The organism is Pseudomonas fluorescens HK44 (genome assembly GCF_000217955.3).
In the GTDB taxonomy this organism is placed as follows: domain Bacteria; phylum Pseudomonadota; class Gammaproteobacteria; order Pseudomonadales; family Pseudomonadaceae; genus Aquipseudomonas; species Aquipseudomonas fluorescens_AQ.
On record NZ_AFOY02000009.1, the window covers coordinates 306032 to 326905 of the forward strand.

24 protein-coding genes are annotated in these 20874 nt (G+C 59.0%); 11 read left to right on the plus strand and 13 right to left on the minus strand.

Annotation, left to right across the window (positions count from 1 at the left end):
• Positions 1-171 precede the first annotated feature (171 nt).
• From cysN to HK44_RS10075, 3 genes are all read right to left on the minus strand, one after another.
• Positions 172-2070: a sulfate adenylyltransferase subunit CysN gene (cysN, locus tag HK44_RS10065; RefSeq protein ID WP_019691911.1), complete on the minus strand. Its 1899-nt coding sequence runs from the start codon at positions 2068-2070 to the stop codon at positions 172-174.
• Between the two features lie 9 nt (positions 2071-2079).
• A complete protein-coding gene (gene cysD, locus HK44_RS10070; protein ID WP_019691910.1) occupies positions 2080-2997 on the minus strand; it encodes a sulfate adenylyltransferase subunit CysD in 918 nt (305 codons plus the stop codon).
• A 248-nt stretch (positions 2998-3245) separates the two neighbouring features.
• On the minus strand, positions 3246-4004 hold the full coding sequence (locus tag HK44_RS10075; protein WP_019691909.1) for a Nif3-like dinuclear metal center hexameric protein: 759 nt from the start codon (positions 4002-4004) through the stop codon (positions 3246-3248).
• A 102-nt stretch (positions 4005-4106) separates the two neighbouring features.
• Here HK44_RS10075 and algW point away from each other — a divergent pair, with 102 nt between their 5' ends.
• Positions 4107-5261 (plus strand): Do family serine endopeptidase AlgW, encoded by a 1155-nt coding sequence (algW, locus tag HK44_RS10080; RefSeq protein ID WP_019691908.1) that lies wholly within the window; start codon positions 4107-4109, stop codon positions 5259-5261.
• A gap of 122 nt (positions 5262-5383) precedes the next feature.
• On the opposite strand, the gene hisC is transcribed toward algW, so the two are convergent.
• The 10 genes from hisC to HK44_RS10130 form a co-directional block, all read right to left on the minus strand.
• The gene (gene hisC, locus HK44_RS10085; protein WP_024264834.1) at positions 5384-6436 is read right to left on the minus strand and encodes a histidinol-phosphate transaminase; all 1053 of its coding nucleotides are present in this window, start codon (positions 6434-6436) and stop codon (positions 5384-5386) included.
• A gap of 2 nt (positions 6437-6438) precedes the next feature.
• Entirely contained in the window at positions 6439-7776 is a 1338-nt protein-coding gene (gene hisD, locus HK44_RS10090; RefSeq protein ID WP_019691906.1) for a histidinol dehydrogenase, read from the minus strand.
• A 125-nt stretch (positions 7777-7901) separates the two neighbouring features.
• Positions 7902-8537: an ATP phosphoribosyltransferase gene (gene hisG / locus HK44_RS10095; protein WP_007941260.1), complete on the minus strand. Its 636-nt coding sequence runs from the start codon at positions 8535-8537 to the stop codon at positions 7902-7904.
• Positions 8538-8663: 126 nt separating this feature from the next.
• Positions 8664-9929, minus strand: coding sequence for a UDP-N-acetylglucosamine 1-carboxyvinyltransferase (gene murA / locus HK44_RS10100; RefSeq protein ID WP_019691905.1), 1266 nt, complete (start codon positions 9927-9929; stop codon positions 8664-8666).
• A gap of 22 nt (positions 9930-9951) precedes the next feature.
• On the minus strand, positions 9952-10203 hold the full coding sequence (locus HK44_RS10105; protein ID WP_019691904.1) for a BolA family protein: 252 nt from the start codon (positions 10201-10203) through the stop codon (positions 9952-9954).
• Positions 10204-10317: 114 nt separating this feature from the next.
• A complete protein-coding gene (locus HK44_RS10110) occupies positions 10318-10623 on the minus strand; it encodes an STAS domain-containing protein (protein WP_019691903.1) in 306 nt (101 codons plus the stop codon).
• Positions 10620-11279: an MlaC/ttg2D family ABC transporter substrate-binding protein gene (locus HK44_RS10115; RefSeq protein ID WP_019691902.1), complete on the minus strand. Its 660-nt coding sequence runs from the start codon at positions 11277-11279 to the stop codon at positions 10620-10622. Before HK44_RS10115 ends, HK44_RS10110 begins: the two co-directional genes overlap by 4 nt.
• 12 nt (positions 11280-11291) lie before the next feature.
• Positions 11292-11759, minus strand: coding sequence for an outer membrane lipid asymmetry maintenance protein MlaD (mlaD, locus tag HK44_RS10120; RefSeq protein WP_019691901.1), 468 nt, complete (start codon positions 11757-11759; stop codon positions 11292-11294).
• Positions 11759-12556, minus strand: coding sequence for a lipid asymmetry maintenance ABC transporter permease subunit MlaE (gene mlaE / locus HK44_RS10125; protein ID WP_019691900.1), 798 nt, complete (start codon positions 12554-12556; stop codon positions 11759-11761). The genes mlaD and mlaE overlap by 1 nt, the downstream gene beginning before the upstream one ends.
• A complete protein-coding gene (locus HK44_RS10130) occupies positions 12556-13365 on the minus strand; it encodes an ATP-binding cassette domain-containing protein (protein ID WP_019691899.1) in 810 nt (269 codons plus the stop codon). The genes mlaE and HK44_RS10130 overlap by 1 nt, the downstream gene beginning before the upstream one ends.
• Before the next feature lie 271 nt (positions 13366-13636).
• On the opposite strand from HK44_RS10130, the gene HK44_RS10135 reads away from it, so the two are divergent.
• The 10 genes from HK44_RS10135 (at position 13637) to HK44_RS10180 (ending at position 20690) form a co-directional block, all read left to right on the plus strand.
• Positions 13637-14611 (plus strand): KpsF/GutQ family sugar-phosphate isomerase, encoded by a 975-nt coding sequence (locus HK44_RS10135; RefSeq protein ID WP_024264835.1) that lies wholly within the window; start codon positions 13637-13639, stop codon positions 14609-14611.
• Positions 14611-15135: a KdsC family phosphatase gene (locus tag HK44_RS10140; RefSeq protein WP_019691898.1), complete on the plus strand. Its 525-nt coding sequence runs from the start codon at positions 14611-14613 to the stop codon at positions 15133-15135. Before HK44_RS10135 ends, HK44_RS10140 begins: the two co-directional genes overlap by 1 nt.
• A 7-nt stretch (positions 15136-15142) precedes the next feature.
• Positions 15143-15715, plus strand: coding sequence for an LPS export ABC transporter periplasmic protein LptC (gene lptC / locus HK44_RS10145; RefSeq protein ID WP_024264836.1), 573 nt, complete (start codon positions 15143-15145; stop codon positions 15713-15715).
• The gene (gene lptA / locus HK44_RS10150) at positions 15702-16247 is read left to right on the plus strand and encodes a lipopolysaccharide transport periplasmic protein LptA (RefSeq protein ID WP_019691896.1); all 546 of its coding nucleotides are present in this window, start codon (positions 15702-15704) and stop codon (positions 16245-16247) included. Before lptC ends, lptA begins: the two co-directional genes overlap by 14 nt.
• Positions 16247-16972 carry an LPS export ABC transporter ATP-binding protein gene (lptB, locus tag HK44_RS10155; protein ID WP_019691895.1) on the plus strand — a complete coding sequence of 242 codons (726 nt, stop codon included), beginning with the start codon at positions 16247-16249 and terminating at the stop codon, positions 16970-16972. The genes lptA and lptB overlap by 1 nt, the downstream gene beginning before the upstream one ends.
• Before the next feature lie 181 nt (positions 16973-17153).
• Positions 17154-18647 (plus strand): RNA polymerase factor sigma-54, encoded by a 1494-nt coding sequence (locus tag HK44_RS10160; protein WP_019691894.1) that lies wholly within the window; start codon positions 17154-17156, stop codon positions 18645-18647.
• 109 nt (positions 18648-18756) lie between these two features.
• A complete protein-coding gene (hpf, locus tag HK44_RS10165; protein ID WP_019691893.1) occupies positions 18757-19065 on the plus strand; it encodes a ribosome hibernation-promoting factor, HPF/YfiA family in 309 nt (102 codons plus the stop codon).
• A gap of 12 nt (positions 19066-19077) precedes the next feature.
• Positions 19078-19542 carry a PTS IIA-like nitrogen regulatory protein PtsN gene (gene ptsN, locus HK44_RS10170; RefSeq protein ID WP_019691892.1) on the plus strand — a complete coding sequence of 155 codons (465 nt, stop codon included), beginning with the start codon at positions 19078-19080 and terminating at the stop codon, positions 19540-19542.
• Between the two features lie 2 nt (positions 19543-19544).
• Positions 19545-20402 (plus strand): RNase adapter RapZ, encoded by an 858-nt coding sequence (gene rapZ / locus HK44_RS10175; protein WP_019691891.1) that lies wholly within the window; start codon positions 19545-19547, stop codon positions 20400-20402.
• Between the two features lie 15 nt (positions 20403-20417).
• Entirely contained in the window at positions 20418-20690 is a 273-nt protein-coding gene (locus HK44_RS10180) for an HPr family phosphocarrier protein (RefSeq protein WP_019691890.1), read from the plus strand.
• The last annotated feature ends 184 nt before the right edge of the window (positions 20691-20874 follow it).

The window sequence follows — 20874 nt, forward strand, 5'->3', positions numbered from 1 at the left end:
GTCGCGCAGCGGCCGCAAAACCAGCCGACGCACTCTTACAGAAAGAATGCGTTCGCTGATTTCAGGACCGCTTCGCGCTCCAGCGGGAGCAAGCTCCCTCGCCACAAAAGCGGATCAACAAAAAGCCCGCAACCGATCACTCGGTTGCGGGCTTTTTAGTGCGCGTGAAGCTTAGATCGCGCCGCGTTTACGCAGCAGCTCCAGCACTTGCTTGACGCTTTCTTCCAGCGACAACGTCTGGGTGTCGACCACAAGGTCGGCGTCCAGCGGCACGTCGTACGGGAAGGAATCGCCCGGGATGTTGTCGCCACCCGCAGCGTACAAACCTTGCGGATCACGCGCGGCGCAGACCATCGGCGATGCTTGCACGTAAACGGTCAGCAAGCGATCACCGCCAATCAGTGCCTTGGCCTGCTCGCGACCTTCGGAGTCCGGTGCAACAAACGCCGCCAGGGTCAGCAAACCGGCTTCGTTGAACTGACGGGCGATGTGAGCCGCACGGCGCCAGTTCTCGGTACGCCCGGCGCGATCCAGCGGCAGACCTTTGTTCAGGTCGTGACGCAGGTTCTGGCCATCAAGCACAAACACCGCACGGCCCATGTCGAACAGCTTGCGTTCAACCGCATAGGCCAGGGTGCTTTTGCCCGCGCCCGAGAGGCCGCTGAACAGCACGGTAGCCGGTTGCTGGCCGAAGCGCTGGGCACGCTCCTCGGTGGCTACATGGGCCAACTTGCCATGGTGCGTGGAGCTGCTATGAGCCAAAGGCTGGGCGACGATCATGCCCGCGCCGACGGTGCCGTTGGTCAAGCGGTCGATGATGATGAACGAACCCGTGGTGCGGTTGCTCTCATACCCATCGAGGGCAATCGGCGCGTCGAGGCTGATCTTGACCTTACCGATCTCGTTCAGCTGCAAGGCGCTGGCCGGGCCTTCTTCCAGGGTGTTCACGTCGACCTTGTTGACGATGCTGGCGATCGAGCCCGGCACGTAACTGGTGGCGCGTTTGATGTCGTATTTCTTGCCCGGCAGCATCGGCTCTTCAGCCATCCACACCAGCATCGCTTCGAAGCTGTCGGTGACCGGCGGCACGTTGTCGGCATGCACCAGCAGGTCGCCACGGGAGATGTCGATTTCGTCTTCCATGGTCAGCGTCACCGCCTGACCCGGGCCGGCATGCTCCAGCTCACCTTCGAAGGTGACGATGGATTTCACGCGGCTGCTCTTGCCCGACGGCAGCACCACGACTTCGTCGCCCTTCTTGACGATGCCGCTGGCCAGGGTGCCGGCGAAACCGCGGAAGTTCAGGTTCGGCCGATTGACGTACTGCACCGGGAACCGCAGGTCGGTGAAGTTACGGTCGCCCGCGACTTCCACGGTTTCAAGAATCTCCATCAGCGACTGGCCGGTGTACCACGGCGAGCGCTCGGACTTGTTCACCACGTTGTCGCCCTTGAGCGCCGACATCGGCACGAAGTGCATGCTGGTAGGCTTCATCTTCAAGCCTTCAGCGAACTTCAGGTAATCGGCCTTGATCGACTCGAACACGCCCTGATCGAAGTCCTTGAGGTCCATCTTGTTGATGGCGACGACGATGTGCTTGATACCCAGCAACGAGGCGATAAAGCTGTGGCGACGGGTCTGGGTTTGCACGCCGTAACGGGCGTCGACCAGGATGATCGCCAGGTCACAGGTGGATGCACCGGTGGCCATGTTGCGGGTGTACTGCTCATGGCCAGGGGTGTCGGCAATGATGAATTTGCGCTTGGCGGTGGAGAAATAGCGGTACGCGACATCGATGGTGATGCCTTGTTCGCGCTCGGCCTGCAGGCCGTCGACCAGCAACGCCAGGTCGATGTCGTCACCGGTGGTGCCGACTTTTTTCGAGTCGCGGGTAATGGCTTCCAGATGATCCTCGTAGATCATCTTGGAGTCGTGCAGCAGGCGCCCGATCAGGGTGCTCTTGCCGTCGTCGACGTTACCGCAGGTCAAAAAGCGCAGCAGCTCTTTACGTTCGTGCTGGCCCAGGTAGGCGAGGATGTCCTCGCTGATCAAATCAGATTGATGCGACATGACAGCCCCTTAGAAATAACCTTGACGTTTTTTGTCTTCCATCGAGCCGGCGCCATCGTGATCGATGACCCGGCCCTGGCGCTCGGAAGTTCGCGTCAGGAGCATTTCCTGAATGATGTCCGTGAGGCTTTCGGCCTCGGACTCCACCGCGCCCGTCAACGGGTAGCAGCCAAGGGTACGGAAACGCACTTTCTTTTTGACGATACGGGCTTTGTCTTCGTCGCTCAGGTGCTCGAGGATGCGCTCGTCGTCGATCATGATCAGCGTGCCGTTCTTCTCGATGACCTCGCGCTCGGCGGCGAAGTACAGCGGGACGATCGGGATGCCTTCAAGGTAGATGTACTGCCAGATGTCCAGCTCGGTCCAGTTCGACAGCGGGAATACGCGGATCGATTCGCCTTTGTTGACCTTGCCGTTGTAGACGTTCCACAGCTCCGGGCGCTGGTTTTTCGGGTCCCAGCGGTGCTTGCTGTCGCGGAACGAGTACACGCGCTCTTTGGCGCGGGATTTCTCTTCATCACGGCGCGCACCACCGAAGGCTGCGTCGAAACCGTACTTGTCCAAAGCCTGCTTCAGGCCTTCGGTCTTCATGATGTCGGTGTGCTTGGCACTGCCGTGGGTGAAGGGGTTGATCCCTTGCGCCACGCCTTCCGGGTTGACGTAGGTAATCAGGTCGAGGCCCAGCTCTGCGACCATCTTGTCGCGGAAGCTGTACATCTCCTGAAATTTCCATTGGGTGTCGACGTGCATCACCGGAAACGGCAGCTTGCCCGGGAAGAACGCCTTGCGTGCCAGATGCAGCATCACGGCGGAGTCTTTACCGATGGAGTACAGCATCACCGGGTTGTCGAACTCGGCGGCCACCTCGCGGATGATGTGGATGCTTTCCGCCTCCAGCTGTTTCAGATGCGTCAGTTTGTCGACCATGGCTACTCACGAAAGCTTTCTTATGAACGGCCAGCGGGCCGTGTTCGAGCGACGAATGCTAGCACAGCGACCTCTTCTAATCAGGACGCTGACTAGATCGAAAGAGCATATGAATATACCGCCCCGTTAGGGCGCCGCAGGCCCTTGTGGGAGCGAGCCTGCTCGCGATAGCGGTGGGTCAGTCAACACTGCTGTTGAATGTAAATCCGCCTTCGCGAGCAGGCTCGCTCCCACATTGAATGCCTGCGTCAAATCGGATTCGGGCAATCGATGAAGATGTGTTCGAGGGCAAACCGTCGCGCCAGATAATCCCCCAGCGCCTGTACACCGAAGCGTTCGGTGGCGTGATGGCCGGCGGCGATGAAACTGATGTCGTTTTCCCGGGCGCTATGGAAGGTTTGCTCGGACGCTTCACCGCTCAGGTACAGGTCGACACCGGCCTGCACCGCCTGATCGATATAGCCCTGGCCACCGCCCGTGCACCAGCCGACGCGCCGGACCATTTTGCTGCCCTCGATCAGCAACGGCTCGCGGCCCATGACCTCTTGCACATGACGGGCAAAGTCGCGCGCGGTCATGGGTTCGGCGAGCGAACCGACCAGCCCGACCACTTTGAGGTTTTCCGGGTCCAGCGGGCCTTCGACGGTAATGTCCAGTTGGCGAGCCAGTTGCACGTTGTTGCCCACTTCCGGGTGCACATCCAGCGGCAAGTGATAGGCCAGCAGACTGATGTCGTGCTTGAGCAGGGTTTTGAGCCTACGCTGCTTCATACCGGTGATGCAGGGGTTTTCACCTTTCCAGAAGTAGCCGTGGTGAACCAGCACCAGATCGGCCTTGGCTTCGACCGCGGCATCGAGCAACGCCTGGCTGGCCGTGACGCCGCTGACGATGCGCATGACCTGCGGCCGACCTTCGACTTGCAGGCCATTGGGGCAATAGTCGGCAATCCGCGAACTGGCAAGGTAACGATCCGCTTCTTCTACCAGGGTGCTCAGGGCGACGGCCATAAAAGACTCCTAAATATCCCGTTCAGAGGCGCGCGCGGCCTCGTATAATGCGCGACATTATGGGCCGTCCATGGCCCTTCGTAACCTCCCAGGATTTGTTCAATGCTCAAGGGTCTGCGTTTTTTTGGCTGGCCGCTGCTGGCCGGCGTGCTTATCGCGTTGTTGATCATCCAGCGTTACCCGCAATGGGTCGGGCTGCCAAGTCTGGATGTGAACCTGCAGCAAGCCCCACAAACCACTCAGACCCAACAGGGGCCGGTGTCTTACGCCGATGCCGTGGTCATTGCCGCACCGGCAGTGGTCAACCTCTACACCACCAAAGTGGTCAACAAAACCAGCCATCCGCTGTTTGAAGACCCGCAATTCCGGCGGTTCTTCGGCGACAACGCGCCCAAGCAGAAACGCATGGAGTCGAGCCTCGGTTCCGGGGTGATCATGAGCCCGGAAGGCTATTTGCTGACCAACAACCACGTGACCACCGGCGCCGACCAGGTCGTTGTCGCGCTCAAGGATGGCCGTGAAACCCTGGCTCGCGTGATCGGCAGCGACCCGGAAACCGACCTCGCGGTGCTGAAAATCGATCTGAAGAACCTGCCGTCGATCACTGTCGGCCGCTCGGAAAACATCCGCGTCGGCGATGTCGCGCTGGCCATCGGCAACCCGTTTGGCGTCGGCCAGACCGTGACCATGGGCATCATCAGCGCCACCGGGCGCAATCAGTTGGGCCTGAACAACTACGAAGACTTCATCCAGACCGACGCCGCGATCAACCCGGGCAACTCCGGCGGTGCACTGGTAGATGCCAACGGCAATCTTACCGGGATCAACACCGCGATTTTCTCCAAGTCCGGCGGCTCACAAGGCATCGGTTTCGCAATCCCGATCAAGCTGGCGATGGAAGTCATGAAGTCGATCATCGAACACGGTCAGGTGATTCGCGGCTGGTTGGGGATTGAAGTGCAGCCGTTGAGTCAGGAACTGGCGGAGTCGTACGGCCTGTCCGGGCGTCCGGGGATTGTCGTTGCGGGGATTTTCCGCGACGGCCCGGCACAAAAAGCCGGCCTGCAATTGGGCGATGTGATCCTCAGCATTGATGGCGAACCAGCCGGCGACGGCCGCCGTTCGATGAACCAGGTGGCGCGGATCAAGCCGACCGACAAAGTGACTGTTCAGGTCATGCGCAATGGCAAGGAACTCAAGCTGACCGCAGAAATCGGCCTGCGTCCGCCACCCGCACCGGTCAAAGAAGAAGAGTAAACAGCCACCACCAATCAATGTGGGAGCGAGCCTGCTCGCGATAGCGGTTTAAGCGTCAACGATGATGTTGAAGGCTATGACCTCATCGCGAGCAGGCTCGCTCCCACAGGCGCGGCGGTGGTTTACAAGTCGCCGAGCCCGTCGATCAACGCCTGGTTCTGCTCTGGCGTACCGATGGTGATGCGCAGGAACTGGGCAATCCGTTCCTGCTTGAAGTGCCGGACGATCACGCCTTGCTCGCGCAACTTCGCCGCCAGGCCTGCCGCGTCATGCTGCGGGTGACGGGCGAAGATGAAGTTCGCTGCCGACGGCAACACCTCAAAGCCCTTCTCCTGCAATTGCTTGACCACCCACTCGCGACTGTCGATCACCAGCCGGCAGGTCTTGTCGAAGTGCTCGCGATCGGCAAACGCCGCTGCCGCACCCACAATCGCCAGGCGATCCAGGGGGTAGGAGTTGAAGCTGTTCTTGATCCGCTCCAGCGCCTCGATCAGGTCCGGATGCCCCACCGCCAGGCCCACGCGCAAACCGGCCAACGAACGCGACTTGGAGAGGGTCTGCGTCACCAGCAGGTTCGGGTAACGGTCGACCAGGCTGATTGCAGTTTCGCCGCCGAAGTCGATGTAGGCTTCGTCGACCACCACCACCGAATCAGGGCTGGCCTTGAGGATTTGCTCGACGGCGTCCAGCGCCAACAGGCAACCGGTCGGTGCATTCGGGTTGGGGAAAATGATCCCGCCGTTCGGCCTGGCGTAGTCCGAGACGCGAATCTGGAACTGCTCGTCCAGCGGCACCGCGTCGAATGGAATGCCGTACAAGCCGCAATACACCGGATAAAAGCTGTAGCTGATGTCCGGGAACAGCAGCGGTTGGCCGTGCTGGAACAGGCCGTGAAAAACATGCGCCAGCACTTCATCGGAACCATTGCCGAGGAACACCTGATTGCCCTGTACGCCGTAATACTCAGCCACTGCCTGCTTGAGCAGGTCGCTGTTGGGGTCCGGGTACAGACGCAGGTTGTCGTTCAGTTCGGTCTGCATCGCCGCCAGTGCTTTAGGCGATGGGCCGTAAGGGTTTTCGTTGGTGTTGAGCTTGACCAGCTTCGCCAGCTTCGGCTGCTCGCCCGGTACGTATGGCACCAGATCCTTGACGAACGGACTCCAGAATTTACTCATGCTCATTTCCCCTGCCCTTCAATAAAGCTCTCGTCAACGATGCGGTATTCGGCGCTGCGGGCGTGAGCGGTCAGCGACTCGCCACGGGCCAGCACGGAAGCGGTCTTGCCCAGTTCGGAGGCACCCTGCTCGGAGCAGAAGATGATCGACGAACGTTTCTGGAAGTCATACACACCCAGCGGCGAGGAGAAACGCGCGGTGCCGGAAGTCGGCAGCACGTGGTTGGGACCGGCGCAGTAATCGCCCAACGCCTCGGACGTGTGACGGCCCATGAAGATCGCACCGGCGTGGCGGATCTGCGGCAACCAGGCTTGCGGATCAGCGACCGACAGCTCCAGGTGTTCCGGCGCAATGCGGTTGGCCACGTCGATGGCCTGCTGCATGTCACGAACCTGAATCAGCGCGCCACGGCCATTGATCGAGGTGTTGATAATTTCGGCGCGTTCCATGGTCGGCAGCAGTTTAGCGATGCTCGCCGCTACCTGGTCGAGGAACCCGGCGTCGGGGCTGACCAGAATCGCCTGGGCGTCTTCGTCGTGCTCGGCCTGGGAGAACAGGTCCATGGCGATCCAGTCCGGATCGGTTTGGCCGTCGCACACCACGAGGATTTCCGAAGGGCCGGCAATCATGTCGATACCGACCTGGCCGAACACATGACGCTTGGCGGTGGCGACATAGATGTTGCCCGGGCCGACGACCTTGTCGACCTTCGGCACGCTTTCGGTGCCATAGGCCAGCGCGGCAACCGCTTGCGCGCCACCGATGGTGAACACCCGGTCGACGCCAGCGATGCACGCTGCGGCCAGCACCAGTTCGTTGACTTCACCGCGTGGCGTCGGTACGACCATGACCACTTCGGTCACGCCGGCAACCTTCGCCGGAATGGCGTTCATCAACACCGAAGACGGATAAGACGCCTTGCCGCCCGGTACGTACAGACCGGCGCGATCCAGCGGCGTGACTTTCTGGCCCAGCACCGTGCCGTCGGCTTCGGTGTAGCTCCAGGAGTCCTGCTTCTGTTTTTCATGGTAGCTGCGCACCCGCGCCGCGGCTTTTTCCAGCGCTTCACGCTGAGGCACGGTGATCCGGGTCAGTGCCAGTTCCAGGCGCTCGCGCGGCAGGATCAGGTCGGCCATCGACGCCACTTGCAGGCCGTCGAACTTCTGGGTGAATTCAACCAGCGCCGCGTCGCCGCGCTCACGCACAGCCTTGATGATGTCCAGCACCCGCTGATTGACCGAGTCGTCAGACACACTTTCCCAGCTCAGCAGATGATCCAGATGATGTGCGAAATCCGGATCAGCAGCGTTGAGTCGGCGAATTGCAGTCGGTGCGGTCATAGCGAGAGCCTCATAGGATTGGCAAAAACTCAGGCACCCGAAGCTAGCACTCCATCCGCTTGGGCACCTGAGAATTCTGGCTATGAGGCGGATAGACGGGCGCGACTTAACGTCGCGCAGGTGAATCAGCCGCGGTGTCGAGACTCCACTGCCTTGCGCAGGGTGTCGATCAACGCCTGGATACGGGCGTGCTGCATTTTCATCGAAGCTTTGTTGACGATCAGCCGGGAGCTGATGGCAGCAATGAAATCCTGTGGCTCCAGGCCGTTGGCCCGCAGCGTGTTACCGGTATCGACCACGTCGATGATCTTGTCCGCCAGACCGATCAGCGGTGCCAGCTCCATCGAGCCATATAGCTTGATGATGTCGACCTGACGACCCTGCTCGGCGTAATAACGCTTGGCAACGTTGACGAACTTGGTGGCGATGCGCAGACGGCCCTTGGGCTCGACCGCACCGACTTTGCCCGCGGTCATCAGCTTGCACTGGGCAATTTGCAGGTCCAGTGGCTCGTACAGGCCCTGGCCGCCGTACTCCATCAGCACATCTTTACCGGCGACGCCCAGGTCAGCGGCACCATGTTCGACGTAGGTCGGCACATCGGTGGCGCGCACGATCAGCAAGCGCACATCGGCCTGGGTCGTGGGGATGATCAGCTTGCGGCTCTTGTCCGGATTCTCGGTCGGCACGATGCCCGCTTCAGCCAGAAGCGGCAGGGTGTCGTCAAGGATGCGGCCCTTGGACAGTGCGATGGTCAACATGGGAAACGTCAGTCCTTATCAAGGTACTCATGCCCGGTCGCAAACGGCGCCGGACACACATCGAGGGTAAAACACCCCCGACTTCAACAAATCAACGGGCACGTCCCTGTGCCCATGAAGCAGGAACTAGCCCGGTACGCGGCGGATTTTCGCGCCGAGCATCTGCAGTTTCTCTTCGATGCACTCGTAACCACGGTCGATGTGGTAGATGCGATCGATCAGCGTGTCGCCTTCGGCGATCAGCGCCGAAATCACCAGGCTGGCCGAAGCCCGCAGGTCGGTGGCCATGACTGGCGCGCCCTTGAGCTTTTCGATGCCGGTGACGATCGCGGTGTTGCCTTCGACCTGGATGTGAGCGCCCATGCGGTGCAATTCGTAGACGTGCATGAAGCGGTTTTCGAAGATCGTCTCGATCACAGCGCCAGTGCCTTCGGCAATCGCGTTGAGGGAGATGAACTGTGCTTGCATGTCGGTCGGGAACGCCGGGTACGGAGCGGTACGCACGTTGACGGCTTTCGGCCGCTTGCCGTGCATGTTCAGTTCGATCCAGTCTTCGCCGGTAGTGATTTCAGCGCCGGCTTCCTTGAGTTTTTCCAGAACGGCTTCAAGGATGGTCGGATCGGTGTCCTTGACCTTCACGCGCCCGCCAGTCACGGCAGCAGCCACCAGGTAAGTACCGGTTTCGATACGGTCCGGCATCACCTTGTAAGTGGTCGTGTGCAGACGTTCGACGCCGTCGATGGTGATGGTGTCGGTGCCGGCACCGGAAACCTTCGCGCCCATGGCGTTCAGGAAGTTCGCCAGGTCGACGACTTCAGGCTCGCGCGCGGCGTTTGCCAGAACGCTGCGGCCCTTGGCCAGAGCAGCGGCCATCATGATGTTCTCGGTACCGGTCACGCTGACGGTATCGAAGAAGAAGTTTGCACCGCGCAGGCCGCCTTCTGGCGCCTTCGCCTTGATGTAGCCGCCTTCCACGTCAATGGTTGCCCCCATGGCTTCAAGGCCACGGATGTGCAGGTCGACCGGACGCGAACCGATGGCGCAACCGCCAGGCAGTGCGACTTCAGCTTCACCGAAACGCGCGACCATCGGGCCCAGAACCAGAATCGACGCACGCATGGTTTTAACCAGCTCGTACGGAGCGATCAGGGTCTTGATGGTGCGCGGGTCGATTTCGACGCTGAGTTTTTCGTCGATCACCGGTTCGATGCCCATGCGACCGAACAGCTCGATCATGGTGGTGATGTCGTGCAGGTGCGGCAGGTTGGCGACCGTAACCGGGCCATCGCACAGCAGCGTTGCAGCCAGAATCGGCAGGGCAGAGTTCTTTGCCCCGGAGATGCGGATTTCGCCATCAAGACGAACGCCGCCGGTAATAATCAGTTTATCCATAAGAATCTCGACGCCCTTGGGCTCAGGTGCGCTCGGCCCAGGCCGCGCTGCTGAAAAATTTCATAGTGACCGCATGGATGCTGCCATCGGTGATCCATGGGTTCAAATGGGCATAGATCTGCTGCTGACGCTTGACCGGGCTCAATGCCGCCAGTTCATCGCTAATCACGTTCAGCTGAAAGTTGCAGCCTTCGCCCTCAACTTCTACCTGTACTGATAAAAGAGTCTCGGACAGCTTTCCTTCAAGAAAGCTCTTCACTTCGTTGGCCTGCATGCTCAACCTCAATCGGCGCCCTGTGCGCGCGGGTCGGACATCATACAAAAAAGCCCCGCGCCTGCGAACCCCGCATAGCAGGACTCTGACGGGGGGCTTCTTTATAGATGATAGTTAGGGGTGTGCCAACAACTCAGTCAATTCGCTGACCTGAGCGATTTCACGCATGTCGTCAGGCAAGGCACGGATGCTCAGCGCCTTGCCCGCCGCTTGCGCATCACGCATGAAACACAGTAACAACGACAAACCGACGCTGCTGGACTTTTGCACACCCGAGCAATCAAGTACCAGGGCTGGCGCTGTGCTCGACTTGATCAAGGCCTGGCCCTGCTTGCGCAAGGCTGGCCCAGTACGGTAATCGAGTACACCGCTGAGCATCAGCTCACCGGCCTCGCCCATGCTGACAGCCGACTCACTCATTGGGCGGGCTTCTTCTGAGTCGCTTCTGCGTCGGTTTTTTCCTTGGCCTTGGCGACTTCACCGGCCCAACCATTGATGGTCGCGTCCAGGTTATTGCCATTGCGCTGCATCGCGTCGCTGAACTGATCACGGAACAGCTTGCCGATGTTGATGCCGTTGATGATCACATTGCGCAACTTCCACTCGCCATTGATCTTTTCGAGTGTGTAGGACACAGGATAGATCGCGCCATTGCTGCCTTTGACCGTCATGCCAACGCTGGTACGGTCTCCCGACTCATCCTTGGCCGCGTCAACGGTAATGCCCTGATTGTTGTATTCGAGCAAAGCATTGCCATAGAACTGGAAGAGGCCGCGCTTGAAGTTATCTTCAAAGGTTTTCATTTGCGCAGGTGTGGCATTGCGCGAGTACTTGACCGTCATGATGCTCCTGGAGATGCCCTCGGCATCCACCACCGGCCCGACGATGGTGTTCAAGGCATCGTAGAAACCGTTCGGGTCCTGTTTGTACTTCGCTTTATTGGCCGACAGATCGGCGAGCAGCCGATTGGTGGTGTCCTGCACGATATCGTGCGCGGACTGCGCAGCCACGGCGTTACCCATGAATGGCAAGACTGCAAGTAATACCAACAGGCCACGTCGCAAGGTAGAGATCATGAAAAAAACTCCTTATTTAGCGTCTTTGCTAACGGTATTGAGCAGGAATTTACCGATCAGGTCTTCGAGCACCAGCGACGACTGCGTGTCATGAATGGTCCCACCATCCTTGAGCAGGGACTGTTCCCCGCCCACGCTGATACCGATGTATTTTTCGCCCAACAGGCCCGCCGTGAGGATAGATGCAGTGGAGTCAGTCGGCAGATTATCTACGCGCTTTTCCAGTTGCATGGTCACTCGCCCGGTGAAGCTGTCGCGATCCAGATCGATAGCCGTGACCTTGCCGATAGTCACACCGGCCATGGTCACTTTTGATCTGACCGTCAAACCGGCGATATTGTCGAAATACGCATACAGTTTATAGCTGTCGGTGCTCGAAACAGGGGACAGTCCACTGACCCGCAGGGCAAGCAACACTAAAGCCAGGATGCCAGCCAGCAAGAAAAGGCCGACACCGATTTCCAGGGTGCGGTTTTGCATCAGAAATCTCCAAACATCAAGGCAGTCAAAATAAAGTCCAGGCCGAGGATGGCCAATGAGGCATACACCACGGTTTTGGTGGTGGCACGACTGATCCCTTCGGAAGTGGGCTCACAGTCGTAGCCTTGGAATACGGCGATCCAGGTCACGACAAAGGCAAATACAATGCTTTTAATGATGCCATTGAATACATCACCGTCGAACGTCACGCTGTTTTGCATGTTCGACCAGTAGGAACCTTCATACACACCCAACCAGTCGACAGCTACCCAGGAACCGCCCCAGATACCGACCACGCTGAAAATCATCGCCAGCACTGGAAGGGAAATGAAGCCGGCCCACAAACGGGGGGCAATGATGTACTTGAGCGGGTCGACGCCAATCATTTCCAGACTGGACAACTGCTCGGTGGACTTCATGTTGCCGATCTCGGCGGTCAATGCGGAACCGGCACGCCCGGCGAACAGCAACGCAGTCACCACCGGCCCCAGCTCACGCAACAGCGTCAGCGCAACCATCTGCCCGACCGCCTGTTCCGAACCGTAGCTGGACAAAATGTTGAAGCCTTGCAGCGCCAGCACCATTCCGATGAATATCCCGGAGACCACGATAATCACCAGGGACATCACGCCGACCGAGTGCAGCTGCTTGACCAGCAAGCCAAATGCGCCACTGACACCACCACGTCCCAGCAGGACATGAAACAGGAACAGTGATGAACGACCGAGCACCGCGATGCTGTCGATGCCGGCCTGGCCGAATCGACGAACTCTCTCTATTAGTGAAATCTTGCGCATCAGCGCTTCCCCAGAAGATCTGCGCGGTAATCCGTCGCTGGATAGTGGAACGGTACCGGCCCGTCTGGATCACCCTTCATGAATTGGTGAATCCGCGGATTATCGGAATTCATCAGCTCATCGGGAGTCCCCTGCCCCAACACCTGCCCATCGCCTACCACGTACAGGTAATCGGCAATGCTCGCGGTTTCGGCCAGATCATGGGAAACCACGATGCTGGTGATGCCCAAGGCGTCGTTAAGCAGGCGGATCAGGCGCACCAGAACGCCCATGGCGATTGGGTCCTGCCCGACAAAAGGCTCGTCGTACATCAGAATTTGCGGATCGAGGGCAATCGCCCGTGCCAGCGCGACACGACGCTTCATGCCGCCGGACAACTCATCGGGCATCAGGTCGATGGCACCGCGCAACCCCACTGCCTGCAACTTGAGCAAGACGATGTCACGAATCATTTCATCCGGAAGCCGGGTATGAACACGCAGCGGAAAGGCGATGTTTTCGAAAACATCGAGGTCCGTGAACAGCGCGCCGCTCTGAAACAGCACACCCATATGCTTGCGCGCATCGAACAGGTCGCTACGAGACAGCGTGGGCAAATTTTGCCCGTTGACCCACACTTCGCCACCTGAAGGGCGCAACTGCGCGCCCATCAGGCGCAGCAGTGTAGTTTTTCCGCAACCGGAAGGTCCCATGATGCCGGTAACCTTGCCGCGCGGAATGCGAATATCGACATTGTTGAAAATGCTGCGCGCGCCGCGCTTGAAGGACACTCCCTTCAGCTCGACCGCGTAGGCGTTATCGGCACTCATCTAAACTCCTTGCGATGCAAGCCTCTCACTCGGACGCCGGGCTCCCTGCCGAGAGCACATAATATCCAGGCCGAACTGGCGACGAACTATATCACTGCTAATGCAAACCGCCCAAGGCCGAAGCCCGCGGCGTTCAGCATCAAGACAGGCAAAAAGACACGAGTTTCAGCGTTTGCGGGAGTCGCCTGAATAAAGCACGACGAACTAACGTGAGGGATTTGCTCATTACCGCTATAATCGCCGCCTTTTCTCAGGCTATACGATTTCTGACATGAGCCAATCCAGCGACCTGATTCAATCAGCACAACGCACCATCCGCCTCGAGCTTGAAGCCGTAGAAGGCTTGCTGCCCCACATCGACGCAGATTTCGTACGCGCTTGCGAGATGATTCTGGCCAGCAAAGGCCGCGTGGTCGTGGTCGGCATGGGCAAGTCCGGGCACATCGGCAACAAGATTGCCGCCACCCTCGCCAGCACCGGCACCACGGCTTTTTTCGTACACCCGGCCGAAGCCAGTCACGGCGACATGGGCATGATCACTCGCGATGACATCATCCTCGCGCTGTCGAACTCCGGCTCCACCAACGAAATCATCACGCTGCTGCCGCTGATCAAGCGTCTGGGCATCAAACTGATCAGCCTGACCGGCAATCCTGATTCGCCGTTGGCCAAGGCTGCCGAAGTGAACCTCAATGTTCATGTCGAGCACGAAGCCTGCCCGCTGAACCTGGCACCGACCTCCTCCACCACGGCGGCGCTGGTAATGGGTGATGCACTGGCCGTTGCCTTGCTGGAAGCCCGCGGCTTCACTGCCGAAGATTTCGCGTTTTCACACCCTGGCGGTGCTCTGGGTCGACGTTTGTTGCTGAAAGTCGAAAACGTCATGCACGCAGGCCAGGAACTGCCGCAAGTCGTGCGCGGCACGCCGCTCAAAGACGCGCTGATGGAAATGACCCGCAAAGGCCTGGGCATGACCGTGGTACTGGATGCTGATGGCAAACTCGCCGGCATTTTCACGGACGGCGACCTGCGTCGCACACTGGACCGGACCATCGACATCCATCAAACCACCATTGACGACGTCATGACGCCTCATGGCAAGACTGCGCGCGCCGAAATGCTCGCCGCCGAAGCCCTGAAAATCATGGAAGACCACAAAATCAGTGCACTGGTGGTGGTCGACAGCGAGGACCGTCCGGTGGGCGCCTTGAACATGCACGATTTGCTGCGTGCGGGAGTAATGTAATGAGCGCGGACCTGCTGCAACGCGGCAAAAACATCAAGCTTGCGGTTTTCGACGTCGATGGTGTGCTGACCGACGGCCGCCTGTACTTTCTCGAAGACGGCAGCGAATTCAAGACCTTCAACACCCTCGACGGCCAGGGCATCAAGATGCTGATGGCCTCTGGCGTGACGACCGCCATCATCAGCGGACGCAAGACCCCGGTGGTCGAGCGACGCGCCAAAAACCTTGGCATTCCTCACCTGTATCAGGGCCGCGAGGACAAACTGGTGGTGCTCGACGAGCTTCTGGCACAGCTGGGCCTAAGCTATGAACAGGTTGCCTACCTGGGTGACGACCTGCCGGATCTGCCGGTGATTCGCCGCGTGGGCCTGGGCATGGCAGTGGCCAACGCCGCCAGCTTCGTCCGCGAGCAGGCTCACGGCATCACTCAGGCCCGTGGTGGCGAAGGTGCTGCTCGCGAGTTCTGTGAACTCATCCTGCGCGCCCAGGGCAACCTTGAAGCGGCTAATGCCGCGTACCTGTGAGCCACTTATGCTGAGCAAGAAGATTCGCAACATACTGTTTTTCGGGGTCATTGCCGCGTTGTTCGCGGCGGTTGGCTACTGGAACATCAGCCCGGAACGTTTTCTCGACAAGCCGGTAGCGCACGTCGACGAGAGCCAGATCGACTACTACGCCATCAACGCCCACAGCGTGCAGTACCTGCCCGATGGCAAATTGCAGTACGACATGACGTCCGACAAGGTCGAGCATGTCAAAGCGACCGACATCACCCTGCTGACCAAGCCTGACCTGAACATGTATCGGGGCACCGCGTACCCCTGGCACGTCCAGAGCGAACGTGGCGAAGTCAATTCGGGCGGCACTGAGGTTGAGTTGATCGACTCGGTACGTATCGCACGCACCGACGAACAGAACCGCCCGATGCTGATTACCAGTAGTCGTATGACGGTATTCCCGCAACAGCAATATGCGCAGACCGAGCAAGCCGTTAGAATCGACGGCGCTGGTGGTGTATCGACGGGTAACGGAATGAAAGCGTATTTGAAAGACAGCAGGATACACCTGCTATCGAACGTAAGAGGACAGTATGAGGCTCGTTAAAACTCTCCCTATTTTGCTCAGTCTGGGCGCAGCACTGGGAAGCGTGAGCGCCTGGGCTCTGCCGAACGATAGCCAGCAACCCATTCGCATTCAGGCTGACGATGCTCAGCTGGACGACAAGAATGGCGTGGCCACCTACAAAGGCGACGTGATCATTACCCAGGGCTCGATGATCATCAAAGGCAACACCGTGACCATCACCCGCACCAAGGCCGGCGACATCGATGTCGTGACCTCGGTGGGCAACCTGGCGTATTTCGAGCAGTTGCAAAAGCCAACCGACACGAAACCCGTCCAGGGCTATGGGGTGACTATCCAGTACCATGCCGCGCAAAACCGCATCGTACTGATTGACCGCGCCAAGGTGATCAACGAAGGCAACACCACCGAAGGCGAAAAAATCGTCTACGACACTGTCAAGCAGGTTGCTAACGCAGGCCGCGCTACCGGTGCCTCGGTGACCGCGCCGCGCCCACGGGTCGATATGGTTATCCAGCCGAAAAAGAAAACCGACGAGCAGAAGGCCCAGTAATGGCAACTCTGAAAGCCCAGCATCTGGCCAAGAGCTACAAGAGCCGCCAGGTCGTGCGTGACGTCAGCCTGTCGATCGACAGCGGCCAGATCGTCGGCCTGCTAGGCCCGAACGGTGCCGGCAAGACGACCTGCTTCTACATGATCGTGGGCCTGGTCCAGGCTGATCAGGGGCGCGTTCTGATCGACGACCTCGACGTCAGCCACCAGCCAATGCACGGTCGTGCACGAGCGGGGATCGGCTATCTGCCACAAGAAGCGTCGATCTTTCGCAAACTCTCGGTTGCCGACAACATCATGGCCATCCTCGAGACCCGCAAGGAACTCGACAAGGCCGGTCGTCGCAAAGAGCTGGAAAGCCTGCTGCAGGAATTCCACATCAACCACATCCGCGACAACCTCGGCATGAGCCTTTCCGGTGGCGAACGTCGCCGTGTGGAAATCGCTCGCGCCCTGGCCACGGCACCGAAATTCATCCTGCTTGACGAACCTTTCGCCGGCGTGGACCCGATTTCGGTGGGCGACATCAAGCAGATCATTCACCACCTCAAGGCCAAGGGTATCGGCGTGCTGATCACGGACCACAACGTTCGTGAAACCCTGGACATCTGCGAAACCGCCTACATCGTCAACGACGGCCAACTGATTGCCGAAGGCGACGCCGAAACCATCCTGGCCAATGATCTGGTCAAGGAAGTGTATCTGGGCCATGAGTTCCGTCTGTAAGCACTGAGGTGCCTGGTCAGTCGTCGGAGCGCTTGCCCCAATAAAACTATACGTATTTATTGTTACAGCGCTCTAGGCAAACACTTCAGTTTCAGGCATATAATTTGCTTATGTTTGGCGCTTCGGCGCCCTGTAGTGGATGGCGCATGTGCGCCGGCGAATAAGGTGTTAAGCCCCTGCCATGAAACCATCGCTAGTCTTGAGAATGGGCCAGCAGCTGACGATGACACCGCAGCTGCAACAGGCCATCCGCCTGCTCCAATTGTCGACCCTGGACCTGCAACAGGAAATCCAGGAGGCACTGGAGTCCAATCCAATGCTCGAACGCCAGGAAGATGGCGACGACTTCGATAACGCCGACCCGATGGCGGACAACATCGAGCAGAAACCCAACACCGACATCCAGGAACCCTCCTACCAGGAAACCACGCCTACGGTAGATAACCTCGATGAAGGCGACTGGAACGAGCGCATCCCTAACGAGCTGCCGGTCGACACCGCCTGGGAAGACGTTTACCAGACCAGCGCCAGCAGCCTGCCGAGCAACGATGACGACGAATGGGATTTCACCACCCGCACGTCCGCCGGCGAGAGCCTGCAGAGCCATCTGCTCTGGCAATTGAACCTGGCGCCGATGTCCGATACCGATCGACTGATCGCGGTGACCCTGATCGACTGCATCAACAATCAGGGCTATCTGGACGAAACCCTCGAGGAAATCCTCGAAGCCTTCGATCCGGAACTGGACATCGAGCTCGACGAGATTGAAGCCGTCCTGCATCGCATCCAGCAATTCGAGCCGGCCGGTATCGGCGCACGCAACCTCAGCGAATGCCTGTTGCTGCAACTGCGTCAATTGTCCGCCAAGACCCCTTGGCTGGCCGAGGCCAAGCGCCTCGTCATCGATTACATCGACCTGCTGGGCAGCCGCGACTACAGCCAGCTGATGCGCCGCATGAAGCTCAAGGAAGATGAGCTGCGCCAGGTCATCGAACTGGTGCAGAGCCTCAACCCGCGTCCTGGTTCGCAAATCGAGTCCAGTGAAGCCGAATATGTGGTGCCCGATGTCATCGTGCGCAAAGACAACGAGCGCTGGCTGGTGGAGCTGAACCAGGAGTCGGTTCCGCGCCTGCGCGTCAACCCGCAATACGCCGGCTTCGTCCGGCGCGCCGACACCAGCGCCGACAACACCTTCATGCGCAATCAGTTGCAGGAAGCGCGCTGGTTCATCAAGAGCCTGCAAAGCCGCAACGAAACCCTGATGAAAGTCGCCACCCAGATCGTCGAGCACCAGCGCGGCTTCCTTGAGTACGGCGATGAGGCCATGAAGCCGTTGGTCCTGCATGACATCGCCGAAGCGGTCGGCATGCACGAGTCGACGATTTCACGGGTGACCACGCAAAAATTCATGCATACCCCACGCGGTATTTATGAACTGAAATATTTTTTCTCCAGCCATGTCAGTACCTCTGAGGGCGGTGAATGCTCGTCCACAGCGATCCGCGCGATCATCAAAAAACTGGTTGCCGCGGAAAATCAGAAAAAGCCGTTGAGTGACAGCAAGATCGCTGGTTTACTGGAGGCACAAGGCATTCAGGTGGCCCGCCGCACCGTCGCCAAGTACCGCGAGTCCCTGGGGATCGCGCCTTCGAGCGAACGCAAGCGGTTGATGTGACGGGCTACGCCATAGCGTTCCAGGGTGTGTTCGAAAGCTTTTCGGACACGCTCTAGTGGCAGGCAAGCCAGCCTGCCGCCTTATGCACTGGCAACGAAGGAGAAGCTGTATGCAAGTCAACATCAGTGGACACCAACTGGAAGTGACCGAACCCCTGCGCATCTATATCGGCGAAAAACTCGAACGATTAGAAAGGCATTTCGACAAGATCACCAATGTGCAGGTCACGTTGACCGTCGAGAAGCTGCTGCAGAAAATCGAAGCCACGCTGCATATCCCCGGTGGAGAAGTGGTCGCCAACGCTGAGCATAACGACATGTATGCCGCGATTGACGCCCTGACCGACAAACTGGATCGCCAACTCAAAAAGCATAAGGAAAAGACCCAAAGTGTTCTCCAGGGCGCAACGGGTCGTTAACACTCCCAACCCATGATCCGACTTGAAAACATCCTGACCCCCGGCCGTTCTTTGGTGAACGTGCCGGGCGGCAGTAAAAAGAAAACCCTCGAACAAATTGCCAACCTGATCGCCCGCGAAGTGCCGGGTCTGGCCATGCAGGACGTCTTCGAGAGCCTGGTCGCCCGCGAAAAACTCGGCTCCACCGGTTTTGGCAACGGCATCGCCATCCCCCACTGCCGCCTCAAAGGTTGCGAGTCGCCCATCAGTGCCTTGATCCACCTGGACGCGCCAATAGATTTCGACGCCATCGACGGTGCTCCGGTCGACCTGCTGTTCGTTTTGCTGGTCCCGCAAGCCGCTACCGATGCGCACCTGGAACTGCTCCGCCAGATCGCCAGCATGCTCGATCGTAAAGAAGTCCGCGATCGCCTGCGCAGCGCAAAAAGCAATGAAGCCTTGTACCAGGTTGTCCTTGACGAGCAGAACGGTCACTAATCATGCGCTTGATCATCGTCAGCGGCCGTTCTGGCTCAGGTAAAAGCACCGCCCTCGATGTATTGGAGGACAACGGTTACTACTGCATCGACAACCTCCCGGCCGGCCTGTTACCGGAACTGGCCGAGCGCGCACTGATTCACACCGAGTTGGCGCAACCACTGGTCGCGGTTTCCATCGATGCACGCAACCTGCCGAGTCACCTCTCACGTTTCCCCGAGCTGCTGGAAGAAGTACGCAGTCGGCACATTCAATGCGATGTGCTGTACCTGGACGCTGACGAAGAAACCTTGCTCAAGCGTTTCTCGGAAACCCGTCGTCGCCACCCGCTGAGCAATGCCAACCGCTCGCTGGCCGAAGCCATCAATGATGAGACCAATCTGCTGGGGCCGATTGCTGACCTCGCAGACCTCAAGGTCAACACCACCAACCTGAACCTGTATCAACTGCGCGATACCATCAAGTTGCGCCTCTTGAACCAGCCAGAGCCGGGCACTGCGTTTCTGGTGGAATCCTTCGGCTTCAAGCGGGGCATGCCGGTGGATGCCGATCTGGTGTTCGACGTACGTTGCTTGCCGAACCCGTACTGGAAACCGGAACTGCGCGCGCAATCCGGGCTGGACCTGCCGGTTGCCGAGTACCTGGCGGCTCAGCCGGATGTCGAAGAGATGTTCCAGGACATCTCCACTTACCTGCTCAAATGGCTGCCGCGCTTTGCCGCCAGCAACCGCGCTTATGTCACCATTGCCATTGGCTGCACCGGCGGGCATCACCGCTCCGTCTACCTGACCGAACGTCTGGGCCAGGTCCTGCAACAATCCCTGAAGAACGTCCAGGTTCGCCACCGCGACCTTAGCTAAAGGATTCACACCGCGATGCCTGCTCTGGAAATTGAAATCATCAACAAACTGGGTCTGCATGCCCGTGCTTCCGCCAAATTCGTTGGCGTCGCGGGTCAGTTTCCCTGCCAGATCAGAGCCGGACGCACCCCGCAATCCATGGTCGACGGCAAAAGCATCATGGCCATGATGATGCTCGCGGCGGGCAAAGGCACCAAGATCCACCTGAGCACTGAAGGTGAGCAGGAGCAGGAAGCGATGGATGCATTGGTGGCGCTGATCAACAACTTCTTCGACGAAGGCGAGTAAGCGCATACCCTTTTGGCGAGGGAGCTTGTGTGGCGAGGGAGCTTGCTCCCGCTCGATCGCGAAGCGGTCGTAATCCGGCAATCGCGTTCCATCTGAATACTCGCGATGGCTGATTTTAGGGTCGCTTCGCAACCCAGCGGGAGCAAGCTCCCTCGCCACGGGGTTTGCGTCAGGCAATAAAAAA